This window comes from Pseudomonas sp. TSO6, assembly GCF_056098905.1.
Window position 1 is genome coordinate 32,323 of sequence record NZ_JBLZWV010000069.1, and the last position, 20,673, is coordinate 52,995.

The following is a 20,673-nucleotide window of genomic DNA, read 5'->3' on the forward strand; positions in this document are numbered from 1 at the left end:
TGTCTTGCACGGAGGGGAGGCACATGAGCGCCTGCCAGCTCGGCAAGGGGCGCAATTGTAGAGAAGGCGTGGCGCACAAGCAAGGCAATTGGCGAATATTTGAACAGCCTGAAACATATTCGCAGGCTACCGGCCCTTTCGCGGGTAAACCCGCTCCCACAGGGACCCCACTGCTTGAAAGCCAGTGAAAAACCTGTGGGAGCGGGCGCGCCCGCGAATGGGCCGGAACAGGCTGAAGATCAGCGCTTGGCCTGACGCTGACGCACGGCTTCGAACAGGCAAACCCCGGTCGCCACCGAAACGTTCAGGCTGCTGACGCTACCGCCCATCGGCAACTTCACCAGGAAGTCGCAGTGCTCGCGGGTCAACCGGCGCATGCCTTTGCCTTCGGCGCCCATGATCATGACCAGAGGCCCGGTGAGGTCCTGTTGGTAAATCTCCTGCTCGGCCTCGCCGGCGGTACCTACCACCCACAAGCCACGCTGCTGCAGCTTCTCCAGCGTACGCGCCAGGTTGGTCACGGCTACCAGCGGAATCACCTCTGCCGCGCCGCACGCCACCTTGCGCACCACAGGCGTCAGGGTCGCCGACTTGTCCTTGGGCACCAGCACCGCCGTGGCACCGGCGGCATCGGCCGTGCGCAGGCATGCGCCGAGGTTGTGCGGGTCGGTAACACCGTCCAGCACCAGGATCAGCGGCGGCGTTTCGGTGCGCTCGAGCAACTCTTCGAGCATCAATTCGCCCCACACCTGGCTTGGGCTCACCTCGGCGACAACGCCCTGGTGCACACCTTCAACCCAGGCATCCATCTCACGGCGCTCGGCCTGGCCAACCTGCACGCGGTTTTCCGCAGCCAGCGCCAGCAGGGTCTGCAGGCGTGGCTCGCTGCGCCCTTCCGACAGCCAGATCTGCTTGACCCGCTTCGGATGGTGCTTCAGCAGCGCCTGCACGGCATGCACGCCGTAGATCTTTTCCAGCTGACTCATGACTTGCTCTTGCTCTTGCGTGGCGCACCGGACTTCGGCGGGCCTTTACGGTGCTTGGTCGGTTTGCCGGCGGCCTTGCCGCCTTTGTCCGACTTGCTGCTGGACGAGCTGCCGGTGCGGGCATCGCTCATCAGCGCCTTTTTCATTTCACGGCTCTTGCGCACTTCGGCGTTACGCTGCACGGCGTCTTTCGGGAAATACGCCTCGGAGGTTTCGCTCTTGCGGCTTCGCGGCTTCGGCGTGGCCCTGGCCTCGACCGGTACTGGCTCGGGCTTGTCGGCTTTGTCGGCAGCCGGCGCGGCGCCGCGCTGCTTGCGGCCGATCGGCGCAGCCAGCGTCTTGTCGGCCACTTCGAAGTCGATCTTGCGCTCGTCCAGGTCAACACGCATGACCTTGACTTCAATCGTGTCGCCCAGGCGGAAGCTGCGCCCGGTGCGCTCACCAGACAGGCGGTGGTGGACCGGGTCGAAGTGGTAGTAGTCGCCCGGCAGCGCACTGACGTGCACCAGGCCTTCCACATAGATATCGGTCAGCTCGACGAACAGGCCGAAGCCAGTCACCGCGGTGATCACGCCTGGGAAGGTTTCGCCCACGCGGTCCTTCATGTACTCGCACTTGAGCCAGTTGACCACGTCACGGGTGGCTTCATCAGCCCGGCGCTCGGTCATCGAGCACTGCTCGCCAAGCTGCTCGAGGGTGTTTTCGTCGTACGGGTAGATGCGCGCCTTGGGGATGCTCATGGCGCCGGCACGCTTGACGTGCGGGGTGTCGACCTTGGAACGGATGATGCTGCGGATGGCGCGGTGCACCAGCAGGTCCGGGTAACGGCGGATCGGCGAGGTGAAGTGGGTGTACGCCTCGTAATTCAAGCCGAAGTGGCCGTTGTTTTCGGTGCTGTACACCGCCTGGCTCAGCGAGCGCAGCATTACGGTCTGGATCAGGTGGAAATCCGGGCGCCCGGCGATGCTCGCCAGCAGGGCCTGGTAATCCTTCGGCGACGGGTCCTTGCCCTTGTGCAGGCTCAGCCCCAGCTCGCCGAGGAACGCACGCAGCTTTTCCAGGCGCTCCGGCGGCGGGCCGTCGTGCACCCGGTACAGTGCCGGCACGCCGTGCTTCTGAAGGAACTCGGCGGTGGCCACGTTGGCCGCCAGCATGCATTCCTCGATCAGCTTGTGGGCGTCGTTACGAACAGTTGGGCGAATTTCCGCGATCTTGCGCTGATCGCCGAAGATGATGCGGGTTTCCTGGGTCTCGAAATCGATGGCACCCCGGGCGTGACGGGCATCCAGCAGCACCTTGTACAGGTTGTACAGGTTCTTCAGGTCCGGCACGACTTCCTTGTACTCCTCGCGCAGCGCCTTGCCCTCACGGGTGCGGGCGTGCTCGAGCATGCTGCTGACCTTGTTGTAGGTCAGGCGGGCGTGGGAGTGGATGACGCCTTCGTAGAACTGGTAGTCGACCATCTGGCCGGCTTTGTTCATGGTCATTTCACAGACCATGGCCAAGCGGTCGACGTGCGGGTTCAGCGAGCACAGGCCGTTGGACAGCTCTTCGGGGAGCATCGGCACCACGCGCTCGGGGAAGTACACCGAGTTACCGCGTTGCTGGGCCTCGACGTCCAGGGCCGAGCCCAGGCGCACATAGCTGGACACGTCGGCGATGGCCACATACAGGCGCCAGCCACCGGAGAACAGACGCAGCTTGCCCAGCGGCTCGCAATAGACAGCGTCATCGAAGTCGCGGGCGTCTTCACCGTCGATGGTGACGAACGGCAAATGACGCAGGTCGACGCGCTTCTCTTTGTCCTTCTCTTCGACTTCGGAGCGGAACTTGCGCGCTTCCTTGACCACATCTTCGGGCCAGACGTGCGGGATGTCGTAGCTGCGCAGGGCAACGTCGATTTCCATGCCCGGCGCCATGTAGTTGCCGATGACCTCTACCACATCGCCTTGCGGCTGGAAGCGCGGGGTTGGCCAGTGGGTGATCTTGATTTCGACAAACTGGCCGATCTTTGCACCACCATTACGCCCGGCGGTCACCAGCACTTCCTGCTGGATTTTCGGGTTGTCCGGGGTTACGTAGCCAATGCCGCCTTCTTCGAAGTAGCGGCCGACCACGCTTTCGTGGGCACGGGAGATGACCTCGACGATCACGCCTTCACGGCGCCCACGGCGGTCGGTACCGGACACCCGCGCCAATGCACGGTCGCCATCGAAGGCCAGGCGCATCTGCGACGGGCTGAGGAACAGGTCATCGCTGCCATCATCGGGGATGAGGAAACCAAACCCATCGCGGTGGCCGGAGATACGGCCGCAGATCAGGTCGAGCTTGTCCACCGGGGCATAAGTGCCGCGCCGGGTATAGATAAGCTGGCCGTCGCGCTCCATGGCACGCAGACGGCGGCGCAGGGCTTCGATCTGGTCTTCTTCATACAGACCAAACTCTTTCGCCAGCTCCTCGCGCGCAGCGGGCTCGCCACGGTCAGCAAGGCGCTGCAGGATCAGCTCACGGCTGGGAATGGGGTTGTCGTATTTTTCCGCTTCGCGAGCGGCCTCGGGATCGAGGGATTGCCAATCGGCCATCAGAAGGGGTTCACCTTGGGGTATATAGATAGGAATTCTGGCATAGGCCTATTGAAACCGGAAATGTCTGCCTTGGACAGCCCCCACTGCTGTGCTTCCAGAGCAGTAATAGGCCTGTGGAATCAACAAGTTGAATTTTTTGAAATTTTTTTTGATTGGGGGGTTTACAGCCCTGGGGAGCGTCCGTATAGTGCGCACCACAACGACGGACAACCCCGACGTTGTAGTAGAGATGAACGGCGCTGTAAAGCATCTTGTTATCTCGAATGTGTGCCCAGGTGGCGGAATTGGTAGACGCGCTGGTTTCAGGTATCAGTGACCGCAAGGTCGTGGAAGTTCGAGTCTTCTCCTGGGCACCAAATATTTTCAAGTAATAGATGACCAAGGATCTGTTACTACTGTGTGAAAGCGAACAATAGTCGCCTTCATCAGATGATGCAAAGCTTTGCCCAGGTGGCGGAATTGGTAGACGCGCTGGTTTCAGGTATCAGTGACCGCAAGGTCGTGGAAGTTCGAGTCTTCTCCTGGGCACCATACAAAAACCCACTAGCTTGCTAGTGGGTTTTTTCTTGCCTGCGTTTTTTGCCCCCGCCCTTCCCGCGCGCTCCCAGTGCCTACACCATGGTCTGCCCATGAATTTCTCGTCATACGGCCACTTGAGAAACAATTTCGTTTACCATTGTTTCCAAATATGTAGCCGTAAGCGAGGAAGTACCCGCATGACGATCCGCCCGCAACCGCTGATGCGCACCTTGGCCGCCGCCGTGCTGAGCCTGGTCATCGGCGCTCCGGCCGCCATGGCAGACGCACCGGTCACCCTGACCATGTACAACGGTCAGCACAAGGAAATCGGCGAAGCCATCGCCAAGGCCTACGAGGCCAAGACCGGTATTCACATCGACATTCGCAAGGGCAGCAGCAACCAGCTGGCCAGCCAGATCATCGAAGAAGGCGACCGGTCGCCGGCCGACATCATCTACACCGAAGAGTCCCCGCCCCTGAACAACCTGGGCGAGCTGGGCCTGCTGGCGAAGATCGACGACGCCACCTCGAACATGGTGCCCAAGGAGTACGTTGGCGCCAACGGCACCTGGATGGGCATCACGGCCCGTACCCGCATCGTGGTGTACAACCCGAAAAAGGTCGACGAAAAAGACCTGCCAACCACGGTGATGGACTTCGCCAACCCTGAGTGGGAAGGCCGCGTGGGTTATGTACCCACCAGCGGTGCATTCCAGGAGCAGGCCGTGGCCATCCTGAAAATGCACGGCCGTGAAGCCACCGAAGAATGGCTGACCGGCCTGAAAGCCTTCGGCAAGACCTACACCAACAACATGGTCGCCCTCAAAGCCGTGGAAAAAGGCGAAGTGGCTGCGGTACTGGTGAACAACTACTACTGGTACGCGCTTGAACGCGAACGCGGCAAGCTGGACACCAAACTCTACTACCTGGCCGACGGCGATGCCGGCAACCTGGTCACCATCTCCGGCGCGGCCGTGGTCAAGGCCAGCAAGCACCCGAAAGAAGCCCAGGCCCTGCTCAACTGGATGGCCAGCGAAGAAGGCCAGCGCGTGATCACCCAGACCACCGCCGAGTACCCGCTGCACAAGGGCATGGTTTCTGACCGTGGCCTGAAGCCGTTCGATGAGCTGCGCCCGCCGAAGATCTCGCCGGCCGACCTGGGTAACGCCGAAGAAGCCATCGAGCTTGAACGCGAGGTCGGTCTGCTCTGATGACTGCCGCCCTGTCCGCACCGGCGCCGGTGCGCTTCGTACCGCGCCGCAAGCGCCCCTCCATCTGGGTGGTGCTGCCTGTGCTGTTCCTGGTGGCGATGAGCCTGCTGCCACTGGCCTATGTCGCCATCAAAGCCTGGGAAGCCGGCTGGCGCGAGGCCTTGCACCTGTTGTGGCGTCCCTTTGTCTGGGGGCTGATGCGCAACACCCTGTTGCTGATGGTCGGGGTGACGCTGACGTGCATGGTGGTGGGCCTGGCGCTGGCCTGGCTGCTGGAGCGCAGCAACCTGGCCGGCCGCCGGCTGTGGGGCGTGGTGCTATGCCTGCCGTTCGCAGTGCCGTCGTTCGTCAGCAGCTTCACCTGGGTATCGTTGAGTTCGGACTTCGAAGGCCTCGGCGGGGCGATCATGGTCATGGCCCTGTCCAAATACCCGTTGGTGTTCCTGCCCGTTGCCGCAACCCTGCGCAACCTCGACACCTCGCTGGAGGAGTCGGCGCGCACCCTGGGGTGCAGCCGCTGGGGCGTGTTCAGCAAGGTCACCCTGCCGCTGCTGTGGCCGTCGATGCTCGGCGGTGCACTGCTGATTGCCCTGCACATGCTGGTGGAGTTCGGCGCCTTGTCGATCCTCGGCCTGCAAACCTTCACCACCGCAATCTACCAACAGTTCGAACTGGAGTTCAGCAACGCCAACGCGGCCATGCTGTCTGCCGTGTTGCTGGCGATGTGCCTGGTGTTGCTGTGGCTGGAACTGCGCGTACGCGGCAAAGCCCGCCATGTGCGCATCGGCCAGGGCGTAGCGCGGCGTGCGCAACCGGTGCGGCTGCGTGGTTGGGCGGTGCTGGCACAGCTGTTTTGCGTGAGCCTGGCGGTGCTGGGCAGCGGTATTCCGCTGGCCATGCTCGGCTACTGGCTGAGCGTGGGGTCGTCGGCAGCGTTCCCGGTGGCGGCCATCTCCAAGGCACTGTTCACTTCGTTGTCGGTGTCGCTTGGCGGTGCTGGCTTCTGCGTGCTGCTGGCCCTGCCGATCAGCTTCCTGGTGGTGCGCTACAAGGGTCGCCTGGCGATCTGGGCCGAGCGCTTGCCTTACCTGCTGCACGCGCTGCCCGGCCTGGTCATTGCCTTGACCCTGGTGTTCTTCGCCTTGCACTACGTGCCGGCGCTGTACCAGACCACGGCATTGCTGCTGCTGGCCTATGCGCTGCTGTTTTTGCCACTGGCGCAGTCGCCGGTGCGCACCGCGCTGAACAAGGCCTCGCCAACGCTTGAGGAAGCTGCACGCACCCTGGGTGCGAGCAGCTTTACTGCGTTCTGCCGGGTGACCCTGCCGATCATCTTCCCGGCCATGGCGGCGGCTTTTGCGCTGGTGTTCCTGGATGCCATGAAGGAGCTGACTGCCACGCTACTGCTCAGCCCCACGGGCATGACCACACTGGCCACCGAGGTGTGGGCGCATACAGCCAACGTCGAGTTCGCGGCAGCGGCGCCTTATGCGGCACTGCTGATCGTAGTGTCGGGGTTGCCGGCGATGAGGCCATCAGATGTTACGCAGCATCCGGCGGACTATTGGCCCATGAGCCTTGCCGACGGGCAGCATGTAGAGGCGGCCGAAACGATTGAAGCACTGCACCGAGGTGGTCACATTCAAGCGTTGCCGGCCCTGCTTTGCTTCATCCAGATCCATGCTCACCATCACCGCCAGGTGCGTGTCACGCGAGGTCAGGACCAGTTGCTGGTCGCTGATTGCCTCGACGGTAAAGAAATCAAGCAACTCACCCACCGCCGGCACCCGCTCGGGGTTGCGCGATGAAAAACCGTGGATAGTGGCAACGTTGAACCGACGCGAGATGAAGTCGCGCAGGCGAAAGGCCACAGCCAGCCAGCCCGGAACCTCCGAGGTCATGGCGCAGTAGGCCTGTATGGCGGTCATTGGTGCGGTGACGCCAATGCCATCGCTATGAAGAAAATTCAGTTCGGCCGGAGCGGCGACCAGTTGGGCGGACATGAACAACTCCCTTTGCCATGTGTCGCCGCCATCATAGCAACACCTCTCGCTGTAGGAGCGGCCTTGCGTCGCGATGGGCTGCGCAGCAGCCCCGGCATTATCTGCATTAATGCCGATATCCTGGGGCTGCTGTGCAGCCCATCGCGACGCAAGGCCGCTCCTACAGGGACCGCGTCAGGCGCGGAATTGGCCAAGGCTTGCCCGTAGCTGCGCGGCCAGGTCATCCAGCACCTTGCTGCTGGCCGTGGTCTGCATCACCACTTCGGCCGAGCGCTCAGCCTGGGCATGGATAGTCTCCACCCGCCCCCGCACGGCCTGCGCCCCGCTCGCCTGCTGCTCAGCTGCGCGGGTGGCCAGGCCAATGGCCGCATGCACCTGCTCCACCGCCGCCTGCACCGACTGCTGCCGGCGCTCGTTATCACGCAGTACCAGCAGCCCTTCGCTGGCCTTGAGCCCGGCCTGGCTGATGGTCGCCACGGCTTCCTTGGCGCCCTTCTGCAGCGCCGCGATGTGCGACTGGATATCCCCCGTGGAGCTCTGCGTCTTGCTCGCCAGCGCTCGCACCTCATCGGCCACCACGGCAAACCCGCGCCCGGTCTCACCCGCCCGAGCGGCTTCGATGGCCGCGTTCAGCGCCAGCAGGTTGGTCTGCTCGGCAATGCCGTGGATCACCGTCAGCACCACTTCGATCTGCTCACTCTGCTTGGCCAGGCGCTCGATAACCTGGGAGCCCGTTTCGACCTGCCCGGCAAGGTTCTCGATCAGGCTCGCCAGTTGCGTCGAGGAACGGCTGTTTTCGTCGGTGGCCTGGCGGATATCCACCACCTGCTTCAAGGCCGCCTGCATCGCATGGCTTTCGGCCTGGGCTTCGTCTGCCATGCTCGAAAGGTCGCGCAGGCTGGCTGCCACTTCATCGCGTTGCAATGCGGCAGCAGCATCCGCGCCGGCGTTGCGCTGGGCCATCGCGCCAATCTCGACACCGGTACGCTGCGCCACCTCGCCCGCCTCACGCACGATCGGTTGCAGCTTGTCGACAAAGCGGTTCACCGCCGAAGCCATGTCGCCAATTTCGTCGCGGCTGTCGAGCGGCACGCGCTTGGTCAGGTCGCCTTCGCCCGCCGCCAGGTCGTCCAGGGCAGCAATCAGCAGGCGCAGCTTGCTCAGCACTCGGCGGCCAAGCACCACGGCCACCACCAGCAGCACACCCAGACCGACCAGCACCAGGCCCAGGCCAATGCGCCAGCGCAGTTCGGCAGCGGCCTCGCGCACAGTCTGTGCGGTATTGGCCTGCATCGCTGCAGCACTGCCTTGCGCCTTCTCCAGGCGCTGACGGAGGGTTTTGCCGCTGTCGGCTGCGGCACCCACCAGGCTGTCGCCAACCAGTTGCTCACCGCTGGCAATCAGCGCCGCGAAGCGCTGGTCCAGGGCCTTGAGCTCCTGGTCGATGCCCGCCGTGGAAACCCCCATCACCACCTTGCCGATTTCTGCGCCATTGGGATTGATCGAAGCTTCGACAAAGTACACCGCCGGGTCGTGTCGGGCTGCATTGATCACCTTGTCCAGCGCACGCTCGCCCTGGCCCTTGTCCATCAACGCCTGGTTGATCGGGTTTTGCCGGTTCAGGTAACGGGTCAGGTGCTGGCCCTGTGCATCGTCATAAACCACGAACAACACGTTGGGGTTGCGCTGGGCACGCCGGGCAAAGTCGGAGAGCACTGGCACATCGTTGTCCCAGATCGCCCGCGGGGCAACCGAAGCCAGCAGCTCGGCCATGTCGTTGGCGGAGTCCTTCAGGTTCTTTTCCAAGGTGCTGCGCAGTTGCTGCTGTTCGCTTTGCAGGCGCTCCGACAACCCGGCGCTCAGGCGCTGGCGGGTGCTGCTGGACAGGCCGTCGAGGCCCGAGCGCACATCTTGCCCGGCTTGCTCCAGGTCATTGGCCAGCTGGCGGCTGTCGTTACCCAGGCGTTCGCCAAGGTCGGCCTCCAGGGCGGTGACCGTGCTTCGGGTAAGCGCAACTGCAACCAGCACCTGCACCAAAAGAGCGATACCAAGGGCAACAAACACAGGCCGCAAAAGGCGGCTTCGTAACAGTGAGAGGATGGCAGACACGGTGTAACCCTCGTGTTTTCTGGCGCCACTATTTTGATGGCATCTTCAGAAACTTCTTACAGCAAGGGTTGTGCCGGAGGCAGCAGGGATATGCGCCAAGGTTCAGCAAGGGGGTTGCCTGCACCGGCCCTATCGCCGGCAAGCCAGCTCCCAAAGGAGCTTCACACATCTCGAGATCTATGAAGATGCTGTGGGAGCTGGCTTGCCGGCGATAGGGCCAATGCAGGCATACCCACAAATGAAAACGCCGCGGCCCTTTTCAGGGCCACGGCGTCAGATCAGCCTGGAGGGCGGATCAGGCGAACGGGTGACGCAGCACGATGGTCTCGTTGCGGTCCGGGCCGGTCGAAATGATGTCGATCGGCGCGCCGACCAGCTCTTCGATGCGCTTGATGTAGTCACGCGCAGCTTGCGGCAGCTCTTCCAGGGTTTTTGCACCCAGGGTCGACTCGCTCCAGCCTGGCATCTCTTCGTACACCGGCTCCAGGCCGATGTAGCTGTCGGCATCGGAAGGCGCGTCGATGACAGCACCGTTCTCGTTCTTGTAGCCAACGCAGATGTTGATGGTTTCCAGGCCGTCCAGCACGTCCAGCTTGGTCAGGCAGATGCCCGAGATGCTGTTGACGTCGATGGCGCGACGCAGGATGACGGCATCGAACCAGCCGCAACGACGGGCACGGCCAGTGGTGGAGCCGAACTCGTGGCCACGCTTGGCCAGGGTAGCGCCGGTCTCGTCGAACAGCTCGGTCGGGAACGGACCGGAACCCACGCGAGTGGTGTAGGCCTTGGTGATACCCAGGATGTAGTCCAGGTACATCGGGCCAACGCCGGAACCGGTGGAAATACCGCCAGCGGTGGTGTTGGAGCTGGTGACGTACGGGTAGGTACCGTGGTCGATGTCCAGCAGCGAGCCCTGGGCACCTTCGAACATGATGTCCTTGCCGGCGCGACGCAGGTTGTGCAGCTCGGCGGTGACGTCGAGCATCATCGGCTTGAGCTGTTCAGCGTAGGCCATGCACTCGTCCAGGGTTTGCTGGAAGTCGATGGCCGGCTCTTTGTAGTAGTTCACCAGCTGGAAGTTGTGGTAGTCCAGCAGCTCACCCAGCTTGGCAGCGAAACGCTCGCGGTGGAACAGGTCGCCCACGCGCAGGCCGCGGCGCGCGACCTTGTCTTCGTAAGCTGGGCCGATACCACGGCCGGTGGTGCCGATCTTGGCTTCGCCACGGGCTTTTTCGCGGGCCTGGTCCAGGGCCACGTGGTACGACAGGATCAGCGGCGCAGCCGGGGAGATGCGCAGGCGCTCGCGCACCGGTACGCCCTTCTCTTCCAGCTTGGTGATTTCGCGCATCAGGGCGTCCGGGGCAACGACCACGCCGTTGCCGATCAGGCACTGTACGCCTTCACGCAGGATGCCGGACGGAATCAGGTGCAGAACGGTCTTTTCACCGTTGATCACCAGGGTGTGACCCGCGTTGTGGCCCCCCTGGTAGCGCACTACGGCGGCAGCATGTTCGGTCAGCAGATCGACGATCTTGCCTTTGCCCTCATCACCCCACTGGGTGCCCAGGACGACGACATTCTTACCCATTACATTGGTCCTCATTCACGCAAACTTGGTTGCCGGCCTGTTGCCGACGCAGAAACTCACTGGGCCAGCGGCAGAACCTGCCAGCGCCCGTCTTGCTGAATCAATTGCCGATCACAATCCGCCTCGAGAGCAGCACTCAACGGCTGGCCAGGCAGGGCCTGGACCACACGCTGGCCCTCGTTGCGCAACTGGCAGACTTGCTGCCAGAGGGCCGCGTCGCCACTGTCCGGCATCCAGATGCCGCCCGTTGGCAATACGACCTCCGCTCGCCCCAGTGTGACCAGGGTCTTCAAATCCGTGGAGAAACCGGTGGCCGGGCGTGCCCGGCCAAAGTCGGCGCCGATGTCGTCGTAGCGCCCGCCCTGGGCGATCGATTGACCCTCACCCGGTACGAACACGGCGAACACCACGCCGGTGTGATAGTTGTAGCCGCGCAGCTCGCCGAGGTCGAAGTACAGTGGGAGGTCCGGGAAGCGCGACGCCAGGCGATCGGCGATCGACAGCAGGTCGTCCAGCGCCGCCAGCACGCCGGCCGGAGCACGGCCCAGGCGCACCCGGGCTTCGGCCAGCACTTCACGGCCACCGCACAGCTCGACCAGTGCGCGCAGCATGCTGCCCAGGTCCTTCGGCAGGTCGGCGGTCAGCGCCTGCACCTCATCGACGGCCTTGCGCTGCAGGGCGTCGAACAGCTGCTGCTCGACCGCACCGGACAGGCCGGCAGCACGGGCCAGGCCGCGGTAGATACCGACGTGGCCAAGGTCCATGTGTACGTCCGGCACATCGGCCAGTTGCAGCGTGGCCAGCATCAGACTGATGACTTCCACGTCGCTGGTCGGGCTGGCATCGCCATACAGCTCGGCACCCAGCTGGATCGGGCTGCGCGAGGTGGACAGCGCACGCGGCTGGGCGTGCAGCACGCTGCCGGCGTAGCACAGGCGGCTCGGGCCTTCACGGCGCAGGGTGTGGGCGTCGATACGCGCCACCTGCGGGGTGAAGTCGGCGCGGAAGCCCATCAGGCGGCCGGACTGCGGGTCCACTACCTTGAAGGTACGCTGATCCAGGTCCTGGCCGGCGCCGGTGAGCAGCGACTCCAGGTACTCGATATGCGGGGTGACGACCAGCTCGTAGCCCCAACTCTGGAACAGGTCCAACACCTGACGGCGCGCGATCTCGATGCGCGCAGCCTCAGGTGGCAGTACTTCCTCGATGCCATCTGGCAGCAGCCAGCGGTCTACCGTTGCCATTACGCCTTTTCCCCTCTGGTCCGGGCGGCTTGCCAGCAGGCGAGCCGTCAGTAAAGCCGGTATCGCGCACAGCAGCGGGCAGCACTGATCCCAGCGCAGCCACCGTACCCGATACCCTCGAATTGCCTTGCGAGCTGACCAAACCGTCAACTGGCGCTCTGCCAATCAACCTTTCAGACGCAAAAAAGCCGGGAAATTTCCCGGCTGCCTCATCATACACCCCTTTTCATTCAGGATGCACCCCGCCTGGTGTTTTAGCTGCCAGGCGGGGCGCCGCTGCATGAAAATCAGGGCCTGAGCATCACGGCTTGCTCTTGTCCAGGTAACGGAAGAACTCGTTCTTCGGGTCCAGGACCAGCACGTCGCTCTTGCTCGAGAAGCTCTCGCGGTATGCCTGCAGGCTACGGTGGAACGCATAGAAATCAGCGTCCTGGCTGTAGGCCTTGGCATAGATGGCAGCCGCCTGGGCGTCGCCGTCACCACGGGTTTCTTCTGCTTCGCGGTAGGCCTCGGCCAGCAGCACACGGCGCTGGCGGTCAGCATCGGCACGAATACCTTCAGCCAGCTCGTTACCCTTGGCACGGTGCTCGCGAGCTTCACGCTCACGCTCGGTGCTCATACGGTCGAACACACTGCGGTTGACTTCCTTCGGCAGGTCGATGGCCTTGACGCGCACGTCGACCACCTCGATGCCCAGCTCCTTGTTGGCCATGCGGTTCAGCGATGCAGTGATGTCAGCCATCAGTGCGTCACGTTCACCGGAAACCACCTCGTGCAGGGTACGTTTACCGAACTGGTCGCGCAGGCCGCTCTCCAGACGACGCGACAGACGCTCGTCGGCGATCTGCTTCATGCCGGACGTGGCGGTGTAGAAGCGCTCGGCATCCTTGACGCGCCACTTGGCGTAGGCGTCGACCATCACCGCTTTCTTCTCCAGGGTCAGGAACCGCTGGGTCGGGGCGTCGAGGGTCATGAGGCGGGCGTCGAACTTGCGCACCTGGTTCACGTACGGAATCTTCACGTGCAGGCCGGGCTGAACGTCCGCCTGGACCACCTTACCGAAGCGCAGCAGTACCGCACGCTCTGTCTGGGACACGATATAGAAGCTGTTCCAGGCCACGATGGCCAGAACGACGGCGGCGATCAGGGCGATCAGCGATCTATTGCTCATCAGCGGCTCTCCCTAGTACGCAGCGGCTGCTGTTGCTGTTGCAGGTCCTGCGCCGCACGGGCGGCCGCATCGTTGACCGATGGCGACACGCTGGTGGTTGGCGTGGACGGGTTGCGGCTGCCTTCGACCATCTTGTCCAGTGGCAGGTAGAGCAGGTTGTTCTGCCCATCCTTGGTCGCCACCATGACCTTGCTCGAATTGCTGTAGACCTCTTGCATGGTCTCCAGGTACAGACGCTGACGGGTCACGTCAGGTGCCTTGTGGTACTCGGTGACCAGCTTGGTAAAGCGGTCGGCCTCACCCTTGGCCCGGGCGATGACTTCGTCGCGGTAACCGTTGGCGTCCTCGATGATGCGCTGGGCCTGACCACGGGCTTCCGGCACCACGCCATTGGCGTAGGACTCGGCCTGGTTGCGGGCACGCTGCTCGTCTTCGCGGGCACGGATCACGTCGTCGAAGGCTTCCTGCACTTCACGCGGGGCTGCCGCGCTCTGTACGTTGACCTGGGTAACGGTGATACCGGTACGGTAGTTGTCGAGGAAGCGCTGCAGGCGTTCGCGGATATCCACGGCCATCTGCTCACGGCCTTCGGTCAGTACCTGGTCCATCGAGGTGGAACCCACCACGTGGCGCAGGGCACTGTCGGTCGCGTGCTGCAGGCTTACCTCAGGCTGGTCGACGTTAAGCACGAAGTCCTGCAGGTTGCTGATCTTGTACTGGACGGTCAGCGGCACCTCGACGATGTTCTCGTCTTCGGTCAGCATCTGGCCCTGTTTGGTATAGGCACGCTCACGCGTGACGTTTTCCATGTACTTGCGATCAATCGGCGGGAAGTAGATGTTCAGGCCGGGACCGACCGTCTCATGGTACTTGCCGAAGCGCAGCACCACAGCCTGCTCCTGCTCGTCGACCACGTACACGGCACTGTACAGCCAGATGGCAGCCAGCACCGCCAGGCCGATGCCCAGCAGGCCCAGGCCACCGCCCTTGCCGACATTGCGGTCACCGCCGCCACGTTTCTTGTTACCGCCGAACATGCCGTTCAGGCTGTCCTGCAGTTTGCGGAAGGCCTCGTCCAGATCCGGCGGACCTTTCTTGTCACCACCACCGCCACCGCCACCACGGCGGCCGCCCCAGGGATCCTGATTGTTCGAGTTGCCACCCGGCTCGTTCCAAGCCATAGCGCTCTCCATCTGATAAAGCAAAGACGCGCCCACGGCGCGCCGTCCAATGCTACAGAATGCCTGTCACTGCTGCCCGGCGACCTCGACGAGCATTTATTGCAAAGTGTGTTGCTCGACAAACACTTGCGGCTCCATGCCTTCGCGGCTGACCAGGCGATTCAATTCGACCATGGGCAGTCGCACGCTCAGCAGGCTGCGCCCTTCTTCATCATGCTCTTCACTCTGCACGGCCCCCAGAGCAAAGAATTGCGCGCGCAAGCGGGCAAAACGCTGCTCCAGACACAGGGTACCGACAAACAGATCATCCCCCAGCAACTCGGCAATCGCCTGGCCAACCAGCTCCAGACCACGCCCATCGCGTGCCGATACCCAGACCCGTTCCGGCTTGCCATCGGCATTGCGCTGGATCTGCGGCTCGACATCTTCGAGCAGGTCGAGTTTGTTATACACCTCGAGGATGGGCAAGCCTTCAGCGCCAATCTCGCCCAACACGGCCAGCACCTGCTCGATCTGTTCCATGCGCTCTGGCTCATGGGCGTCGATCACGTGCAGCAGCAGGTCGGAGTTGCTCGACTCTTCGAGCGTAGCCCGAAATGCCTCGACCAGCTTGTGCGGCAGGTGGCGAATGAAGCCCACGGTGTCGGCCAGCACGATCGGCCCCAGGTCGTTGAGCTCGAGCCGGCGCAGGGTCGGGTCGAGGGTGGCGAACAGTTGATCCGCGGCGTACACCTCGGATTCGGTCAGGGCGTTGAACAGCGTGGACTTGCCGGCGTTGGTGTAACCCACCAGCGACACTGAAGGGATATCCGCGCGCTTGCGCCCGCGACGCGCCTGCTCACGCTGGCTGCGTACCTTCTCCAGGCGTGACTTGATCTGGCGAATGCGCACCCGCAACAGGCGGCGGTCGGTTTCGAGCTGGGTTTCACCCGGGCCACGCAGGCCGATACCCCCTTTTTGTCGCTCAAGGTGGGTCCAGCCGCGCACCAGCCGCGTGCTCATGTGATCAAGCTGGGCCAGTTCGACCTGCAGCTTGCCTTCATGGGTACGCGCCCGTTGGGCGAAAATATCGAGGATCAGCCCGGTCCGATCGAGCACACGGCACTCGAACACACGTTCAAGGTTGCGCTCCTGACTGGGCGTGAGGGTGTGATTGAAAATCACAAGGTCTACCTGTTCGGCATGGACCAGGTCGTGCAATTCCTCGACCTTGCCGCTGCCAATCAGGTATTTGGCCGTTGGCTGATGCCGTGTCACGGTCACCAGCGAGACGATATCCGCCCCGGCCGACAGTGCCAGCTCCCGAAACTCCTGCGGATCTTCGCGCGCCTCAGGGTTCTGACCTTCCAAGTGAACGAGCAACGCCCGCTCACCACCACCGTGGCGCTCAAAGAACAATGCAGGCTCCTATCAGGCGTTGCCTGGCTCGCTGTCGCCGAGGTCGGAATCGGACGGGCTTGGCAGGCGAACCGGACGGGCAGGCACCACGGTCGAAATGGCGTGTTTGTAAACCATTTGGCTGACGGTGTTCTTCAGCAGTACCACGAACTGGTCGAACGATTCGATCGAGCCCTGCAGTTTGATGCCGTTGACCAGATAGATCGATACCGGAACCTTTTCTTTTCTCAAGGTGTTCAAGTAAGGGTCTTGTAGCGAATGCCCTTTTGACATATGCCGCACTCCTGTAAGGATAAATAATAGAAAATCAAGAAAATCGATAAATTAGGCCGCCCAGTCGCAAGAATAGACGGCAATCAGCAGGGACTCAGCTCAATATGGAGATGGCCCCAAGGTATTTCAAGGTGCGGGACAGATTGTCGCAGGCCATGCTGTCAAGCCAGTGCACATCAGGCCAGCCACGCAACCAGGTGAACTGCCGCTTGGCCAGCTGCCGGGTCGCAATGATACCGCGTTCTCGCATCTCATTCTCAGTCAGCGTGCCATCCAGGTAATCCCAGACCTGCCGATACCCCACAGCCCGTATAGACGGCAGCCCGGTGTGCAAGTCACTTCTGGCTCGCAGCGATCGGACCTCGTCAATGAAGCCCTGTTCCAGCATCTGCGAAAATCGTAACGCAATTCGCTGATGCAAAATGTGACGATCTGTAGGAGCAATCGCTAAACTCGCGACAGTATAGGGCAAATGTCCGCCAGCGCCTGCGTCTGCGCCGCGACTTTCCGCGAATTGACGCTGGCGATGAGCCGTCATGCTCTCGCCGCTCACGCGGTACACCTCCAGCGCGCGAATCAAGCGTTGCGGGTCGTTGGGGTGGATGCGCGCCGCCGATTCCGGGTCGATCTCGGCCAACTGGCGGTGCAGCTCGGCCAGCCCCAGCGCCTCGGCCTGGGCTTCAAGGTCGGCTCGCACCGCGGCGTCAGCTGCAGGCATGTCGGCCAGGCCATCGATCAACGCCTTGTAATAGAGCATGGTGCCGCCCACCAGCAGCGGGATCTTCCCGCGCGCGGTGATGTCGGCCATGGCTTCCAGGGCATCGGCGCGAAATTGCGCGGCCGAATAGGTCTCGGCCGGGTCACGGATGTCGATCAACCGGTGCGGGTGGGCGGCGAGAATTTCTTTCGACGGCTTGGCCGAACCAATATCCATGCCCCGATAGACCAGCGCCGAGTCAACGCTGATCAGCTCGCACGGCAGCACTTTGGTCAGTTCGATAGCCAGGTCGGTCTTGCCGGCCGCCGTCGGGCCCATCAGGAATATTGCAGGGGGCTTGCCGCTCATTTTATCGACCGCGCAGGAAAAGTTTGTCCAGATCGTCCAGGCCCATCTGGGTCCAGGTGGGACGGCCATGGTTGCACTGGCCACTGCGTTCGGTGTTTTCCATGTCGCGCAGCAGGGCATTCATTTCGGGGATTGCCAGGCGCCGGTTGGCACGCACGGCGCCGTGGCAGGCCATGGTGCCGAGCAGTTCGTTGAGGTGCGCCTGGATACGGTCGCTGGTGCCGTACTCCATCAGGTCGGCGAGCACATCCTGAACAAGGCGGTTGGCCTCGGCCTGCTTGAGCAAGGCCGGAATCTGGCGAATCGCCAAGGTCTCGGGGCCCAGGCGCTGCAGTTCGAAGCCCAGGCGCTGGAACCACTGCGCATGCTCTTCGGCGCAATCCGCTTCACGCTGGCTCAGGGCCAGGGTTTCGGGCACCAGCAGCGGCTGGCCGCTAAGGCCTTCACTGGCCATGGCCACCTTGAGGCGCTCGTACATGATGCGCTCATGGGCAGCGTGCATGTCCACCAGCACCAGGCCAACGGCGTTCTCGGCCAGGATGTAGATGCCCTTGAGCTGCGCCAGTGCGTAGCCCAGCGGGGGAATGTCACCCTGGCTTTCGGGCAGCGTGGTTACCGGTGCCGCTCCGTCTTCCAGCGGTTTGTAGAACTCGCGATACACCGCCTGCGCCTCGGCGGCCGGCACGGGCTGCGAGGGGCGCGGGGTGTATTGATACTGGTAACCGGCGCCACTGCCGCCATTGGAAATCGCGTGCTGCGGCGCCTGGGGCCGTTCAAGCACTGGCGAGGCCAGGCGCATTTCGCCCTGCGGGCCGAATTCACCAGCCTGCTGGCCAGTAGGGCGGACCATCTCAGGTACTGCGGCAGGCGCGGCCAAGTGGTCTTCCGGGCGCACATCAGCCAGCGCGCGGTGCAGCGTGCCATACAGGAAATCGTGCACCGAGCGCCCCTCGCGGAAGCGCACTTCGTGCTTGGTCGGGTGCACATTGACGTCAACGCCGTTGGGCTCCAGCTCCAGGAACAGCACGAATGTCGGGTGCCGGCCATTGAACAGCACGTCACGGTAGGCCTGGCGCACAGCGTGGGCGACCAGCTTGTCGCGCACCGCACGGCCATTGACGAAGAAGTACTGCAGGTCTGCCTGGCTGCGCGAGAAGGTCGGCAAGCCAACCCAGCCCCACAGGCGCAGGCCGTTGCGTTCGACGTCAATCGGCAGCGCCTGCTCCATGAAGCCCGGGCCGCAGATGGCGCCCACCCGCCGCGCCCGAGCGGTTTCATCATGGGCCTCGTGCAGGCTGAGGATGCTCTTGCCGTTATGACGCAGGTGAAAGCCGACATCGAAACGCGCCAGCGCCAGCCGGCGGATGACTTCCTGCAGGTGATCGAATTCGGTTTTCTCGGCCTTGAGGAACTTGCGCCGGGCCGGGGTATTGAAGAACAGGTCGCGCACTTCCACCGAGGTGCCCACCGGATGCGCCGCTGGCTGCACCCGCGGGGTCATGTCACGGCCTTCGGTTTCCACCTGCCAGGCTTCGCTGGCACTGGCAGTGCGTGACGTCATGGTCAAGCGCGCCACCGAGCTGATCGAAGCCAGCGCCTCGCCCCGGAAGCCCAGGCTCATCACGCCTTCAAGGTCTTCCAGCTCGCGGATCTTGCTGGTGGCGTGACGCGCCAGGGCCAAAGGCAGATCGTCAGCAGAAATACCACTGCCGTCGTCCCGCACTTTCAGCAGCTTGATGCCGCCCTGTTCCACTTCCACGTCAATGCGCCGGGCACCGGAGTCCAGACTGTTTTCCAGCAACTCCTTGGCCACGGAGGCCGGCCGCTCGACGACCTCGCCGGCGGCGATCTGGTTAGCCAATCGCGGGCTGAGCAGCTCAATGCGCGAACCCCCACTCATTATTGCGCGGCCAAGGTTGTAGCGGGTACATCAAGGCGCTGGCCGACCTTCAGCTCATCGGTCTTGAGGCTGTTGGTGCTGCGCAAGCTGGCCACGCTGACCTGGTAGCGCACGGCGAGCATCGCCAGGGTTTCGCCTGGGCGCACCGTGTGCTCACGTGGGCCGGCGGCAATCTTGCCGGTGTCGCGCAGCCAGGCAATGTAGGTACCCGGCGGCGGGTTCTGCTGGAAGTACTGGCGCACACCGGTATGGATCGAACGGGCCAAGGCCTGCTGATGGCTGGCGGTGGCCAGCTTGGCGGCTTCGTTGTTGTTCGAGATGAACCCGGTTTCAACGAGGATCGACGGGATGTCCGGCGACTTCAGCACCATGAAGCCGGCCTGTTCCACACGCTGTTTGTGCAGCGAAGTGACACGGCCCATGTTGCCCAGCACTTTCTGCCCCACGTTGAGGCTGGAGCTGAGCGTGGCGGTCATCGACAGGTCCAGCAGCACGCCGGCCAGCATACGGTCTTTGTCATCGAGGCTGACGTTACCGGCACCGCCGATCAGGTCAGAACGGTTTTCCGTGTCGGCCAGCCAGCGCGCGGTCTCGGAGGTGGCGCCGCGATCAGACAGTGCGAACACCGATGCGCCAAAGGCAGCCCGCGACGGTGCGGCGTCGGCGTGGATCGAGATGAACAGGTCAGCCCCCTTCTTGCGGGCGATTTCCGTGCGTTTGCGCAGTGGAATGAAGTAGTCGCCCGTACGTGTCAGCTCGGCACGGAAGCCCCTTTCGCTGTTGATCTGGCGCTGCAGCTCTTTGGCAATCTGCAGCACGATGTCCTTTTCATGCTGGCCGCGCGAACCGGAGGCACCCGGGTCTTCGCCACCGTGGCCGGCGTCGATGGCCACCACGATTTCACGCTTGCCGCTCGGTACCGGCGGCAACTTGATCGCCGGTTGCGCCGGGGACACCGGCACCGCTGGCGTGGTCGCCGGCGTCTGTACCGGCGCCGGGGCCGGCGGTGGCGCGCTGGCCGCAATGGCATCCGCTTCCTGGTCGTACAGGTCGACCACCAGGCGATTGCCGTATTGCGCATTCGGTGCCAGCGTGAAGCTTTTCGGGGTGACCGACTTTTTCAGGTCGACCACCACCCGCAGGTCGGTCGGGGTGCGCTGGGCCGAACGCACGCTGCTGATCGGCGTGTTGGAGGTGGCCACCTTCAATGGCGCGGCCAGGGTTGCGCCATTGATGTCGATAACCAGGCGATCAGGCGCGCTCAAGGTGAAGACGCTGTGCTGCACGGGGCCAGACAGGTCGAAGACCAGCCGCGTGTTGTCTGGCGCGCGCCACAGGCGCACGCTCTTGACTTGAGTGACGGCCAGAGCCTCAACGGTCACCGTTGTCAGCAGCAGCCCAACGATGGCGACCAGTGCGCGTATGCGCATACCTACCCC

At 63.2% G+C, this 20,673-nt stretch carries 14 protein-coding genes, 2 tRNA genes and 2 pseudogenes; 4 read left to right on the forward strand and 14 right to left on the reverse strand.

Going from position 1 to position 20,673, the window contains the following annotated elements; genetic code table 11:
- Positions 1-239: 239 nt before the first annotated feature.
- Positions 240-986: a 23S rRNA (guanosine(2251)-2'-O)-methyltransferase RlmB gene (gene rlmB, locus ACN6NG_RS27060; RefSeq protein ID WP_016501874.1), complete on the reverse strand. Its 747-nt coding sequence runs from the start codon at positions 984-986 to the stop codon at positions 240-242.
- Positions 983-3,568, reverse strand: a complete 2,586-nt coding sequence (gene rnr, locus ACN6NG_RS27065) for a ribonuclease R (protein WP_063423417.1) — start codon at positions 3,566-3,568, stop codon at positions 983-985. The genes rlmB and rnr overlap by 4 nt, the downstream gene beginning before the upstream one ends.
- Positions 3,569-3,840: 272 nt before the next feature.
- Between rnr and ACN6NG_RS27070 the strand changes: the two genes are divergently transcribed.
- From ACN6NG_RS27070 to ACN6NG_RS27085, 4 genes and pseudogenes are all read left to right on the forward strand, one after another.
- Positions 3,841-3,927, forward strand: a tRNA-Leu gene (locus ACN6NG_RS27070).
- A gap of 88 nt (positions 3,928-4,015) precedes the next feature.
- Positions 4,016-4,102 (forward strand) — tRNA-Leu (locus ACN6NG_RS27075).
- A gap of 185 nt (positions 4,103-4,287) precedes the next feature.
- Positions 4,288-5,301, forward strand: coding sequence for an extracellular solute-binding protein (locus ACN6NG_RS27080; protein WP_016501876.1), 1,014 nt, complete (start codon positions 4,288-4,290; stop codon positions 5,299-5,301).
- Positions 5,301-6,824 (forward strand): annotated as a pseudogene (locus ACN6NG_RS27085) (ABC transporter permease); the annotation flags it as partial. The gene ACN6NG_RS27080 and the pseudogene ACN6NG_RS27085, both read left to right, overlap by 1 nt.
- Positions 6,825-6,836: 12 nt before the next feature.
- On the opposite strand, the gene ACN6NG_RS27090 reads toward ACN6NG_RS27085, so the two are convergent.
- The 12 genes and pseudogenes from ACN6NG_RS27090 to ACN6NG_RS27145 form a co-directional block, all read right to left on the reverse strand.
- Positions 6,837-7,304 carry a DUF2867 domain-containing protein gene (locus ACN6NG_RS27090; protein WP_353457414.1) on the reverse strand — a complete coding sequence of 156 codons (468 nt, stop codon included), beginning with the start codon at positions 7,302-7,304 and terminating at the stop codon, positions 6,837-6,839.
- 174 nt (positions 7,305-7,478) lie between these two features.
- A complete protein-coding gene (locus ACN6NG_RS27095) occupies positions 7,479-8,363 on the reverse strand; it encodes a methyl-accepting chemotaxis protein (protein ID WP_370529844.1) in 885 nt (294 codons plus the stop codon).
- A 21-nt stretch (positions 8,364-8,384) separates the two neighbouring features.
- Positions 8,385-9,077, reverse strand: a pseudogene (locus ACN6NG_RS27100) (methyl-accepting chemotaxis protein); the annotation flags it as partial.
- A 631-nt stretch (positions 9,078-9,708) separates the two neighbouring features.
- Positions 9,709-11,001, reverse strand: coding sequence for an adenylosuccinate synthase (locus ACN6NG_RS27105; RefSeq protein ID WP_016489441.1), 1,293 nt, complete (start codon positions 10,999-11,001; stop codon positions 9,709-9,711).
- A gap of 56 nt (positions 11,002-11,057) precedes the next feature.
- Complete coding sequence (locus ACN6NG_RS27110) at positions 11,058-12,245, reverse strand: ATP phosphoribosyltransferase regulatory subunit (protein ID WP_063423413.1); 1,188 nt, start codon at positions 12,243-12,245, stop codon at positions 11,058-11,060.
- Between the two features lie 301 nt (positions 12,246-12,546).
- Positions 12,547-13,416 (reverse strand): protease modulator HflC, encoded by an 870-nt coding sequence (gene hflC, locus ACN6NG_RS27115; protein ID WP_012274454.1) that lies wholly within the window; start codon positions 13,414-13,416, stop codon positions 12,547-12,549.
- Complete coding sequence (gene hflK / locus ACN6NG_RS27120; RefSeq protein ID WP_016501881.1) at positions 13,416-14,597, reverse strand: FtsH protease activity modulator HflK; 1,182 nt, start codon at positions 14,595-14,597, stop codon at positions 13,416-13,418. Before hflK ends, hflC begins: the two co-directional genes overlap by 1 nt.
- Before the next feature lie 96 nt (positions 14,598-14,693).
- The gene (gene hflX, locus ACN6NG_RS27125) at positions 14,694-15,995 is read right to left on the reverse strand and encodes a ribosome rescue GTPase HflX (RefSeq protein ID WP_016501882.1); all 1,302 of its coding nucleotides are present in this window, start codon (positions 15,993-15,995) and stop codon (positions 14,694-14,696) included.
- Positions 15,996-16,007: 12 nt separating this feature from the next.
- Positions 16,008-16,268 (reverse strand): RNA chaperone Hfq, encoded by a 261-nt coding sequence (hfq, locus tag ACN6NG_RS27130; protein ID WP_016489445.1) that lies wholly within the window; start codon positions 16,266-16,268, stop codon positions 16,008-16,010.
- Between the two features lie 94 nt (positions 16,269-16,362).
- Positions 16,363-17,334 carry a tRNA (adenosine(37)-N6)-dimethylallyltransferase MiaA gene (gene miaA / locus ACN6NG_RS27135; RefSeq protein ID WP_063423412.1) on the reverse strand — a complete coding sequence of 324 codons (972 nt, stop codon included), beginning with the start codon at positions 17,332-17,334 and terminating at the stop codon, positions 16,363-16,365.
- 1 nt (position 17,335) lies between these two features.
- A complete protein-coding gene (gene mutL / locus ACN6NG_RS27140; protein ID WP_063423411.1) occupies positions 17,336-19,234 on the reverse strand; it encodes a DNA mismatch repair endonuclease MutL in 1,899 nt (632 codons plus the stop codon).
- The gene (locus tag ACN6NG_RS27145; RefSeq protein ID WP_016501885.1) at positions 19,234-20,664 is read right to left on the reverse strand and encodes an N-acetylmuramoyl-L-alanine amidase; all 1,431 of its coding nucleotides are present in this window, start codon (positions 20,662-20,664) and stop codon (positions 19,234-19,236) included. The genes mutL and ACN6NG_RS27145 overlap by 1 nt, the downstream gene beginning before the upstream one ends.
- Positions 20,665-20,673 lie beyond the last annotated feature (9 nt).

What these genes read in the sequence shown, in the direction of transcription:
- rlmB (WP_016501874.1), bottom strand. Translation starts at nt 986, where the DNA reads ATGAGTCAGCTGGAAAAGATCTACGGCGTGCATGCCGTGCAGGCGCTG.
- rnr (WP_063423417.1), bottom strand. Translation starts at nt 3,568, where the DNA reads ATGGCCGATTGGCAATCCCTCGATCCCGAGGCCGCTCGCGAAGCGGAA.
- ACN6NG_RS27080 (WP_016501876.1), top strand. Translation starts at nt 4,288, where the DNA reads ATGACGATCCGCCCGCAACCGCTGATGCGCACCTTGGCCGCCGCCGTG.
- ACN6NG_RS27090 (WP_353457414.1), bottom strand. Translation starts at nt 7,304, where the DNA reads ATGTCCGCCCAACTGGTCGCCGCTCCGGCCGAACTGAATTTTCTTCAT.
- ACN6NG_RS27095 (WP_370529844.1), bottom strand. Translation starts at nt 8,363, where the DNA reads ATGGCTTCGGCGGTGAACCGCTTTGTCGACAAGCTGCAACCGATCGTG.
- ACN6NG_RS27105 (WP_016489441.1), bottom strand. Translation starts at nt 11,001, where the DNA reads ATGGGTAAGAATGTCGTCGTCCTGGGCACCCAGTGGGGTGATGAGGGC.
- ACN6NG_RS27110 (WP_063423413.1), bottom strand. Translation starts at nt 12,245, where the DNA reads ATGGCAACGGTAGACCGCTGGCTGCTGCCAGATGGCATCGAGGAAGTA.
- hflC (WP_012274454.1), bottom strand. Translation starts at nt 13,416, where the DNA reads ATGAGCAATAGATCGCTGATCGCCCTGATCGCCGCCGTCGTTCTGGCC.
- hflK (WP_016501881.1), bottom strand. Translation starts at nt 14,597, where the DNA reads ATGGCTTGGAACGAGCCGGGTGGCAACTCGAACAATCAGGATCCCTGG.
- hfq (WP_016489445.1), bottom strand. Translation starts at nt 16,268, where the DNA reads ATGTCAAAAGGGCATTCGCTACAAGACCCTTACTTGAACACCTTGAGA.
- miaA (WP_063423412.1), bottom strand. Translation starts at nt 17,334, where the DNA reads ATGAGCGGCAAGCCCCCTGCAATATTCCTGATGGGCCCGACGGCGGCC.
- mutL (WP_063423411.1), bottom strand. Translation starts at nt 19,234, where the DNA reads ATGAGTGGGGGTTCGCGCATTGAGCTGCTCAGCCCGCGATTGGCTAAC.
- ACN6NG_RS27145 (WP_016501885.1), bottom strand. Translation starts at nt 20,664, where the DNA reads ATGCGCATACGCGCACTGGTCGCCATCGTTGGGCTGCTGCTGACAACG.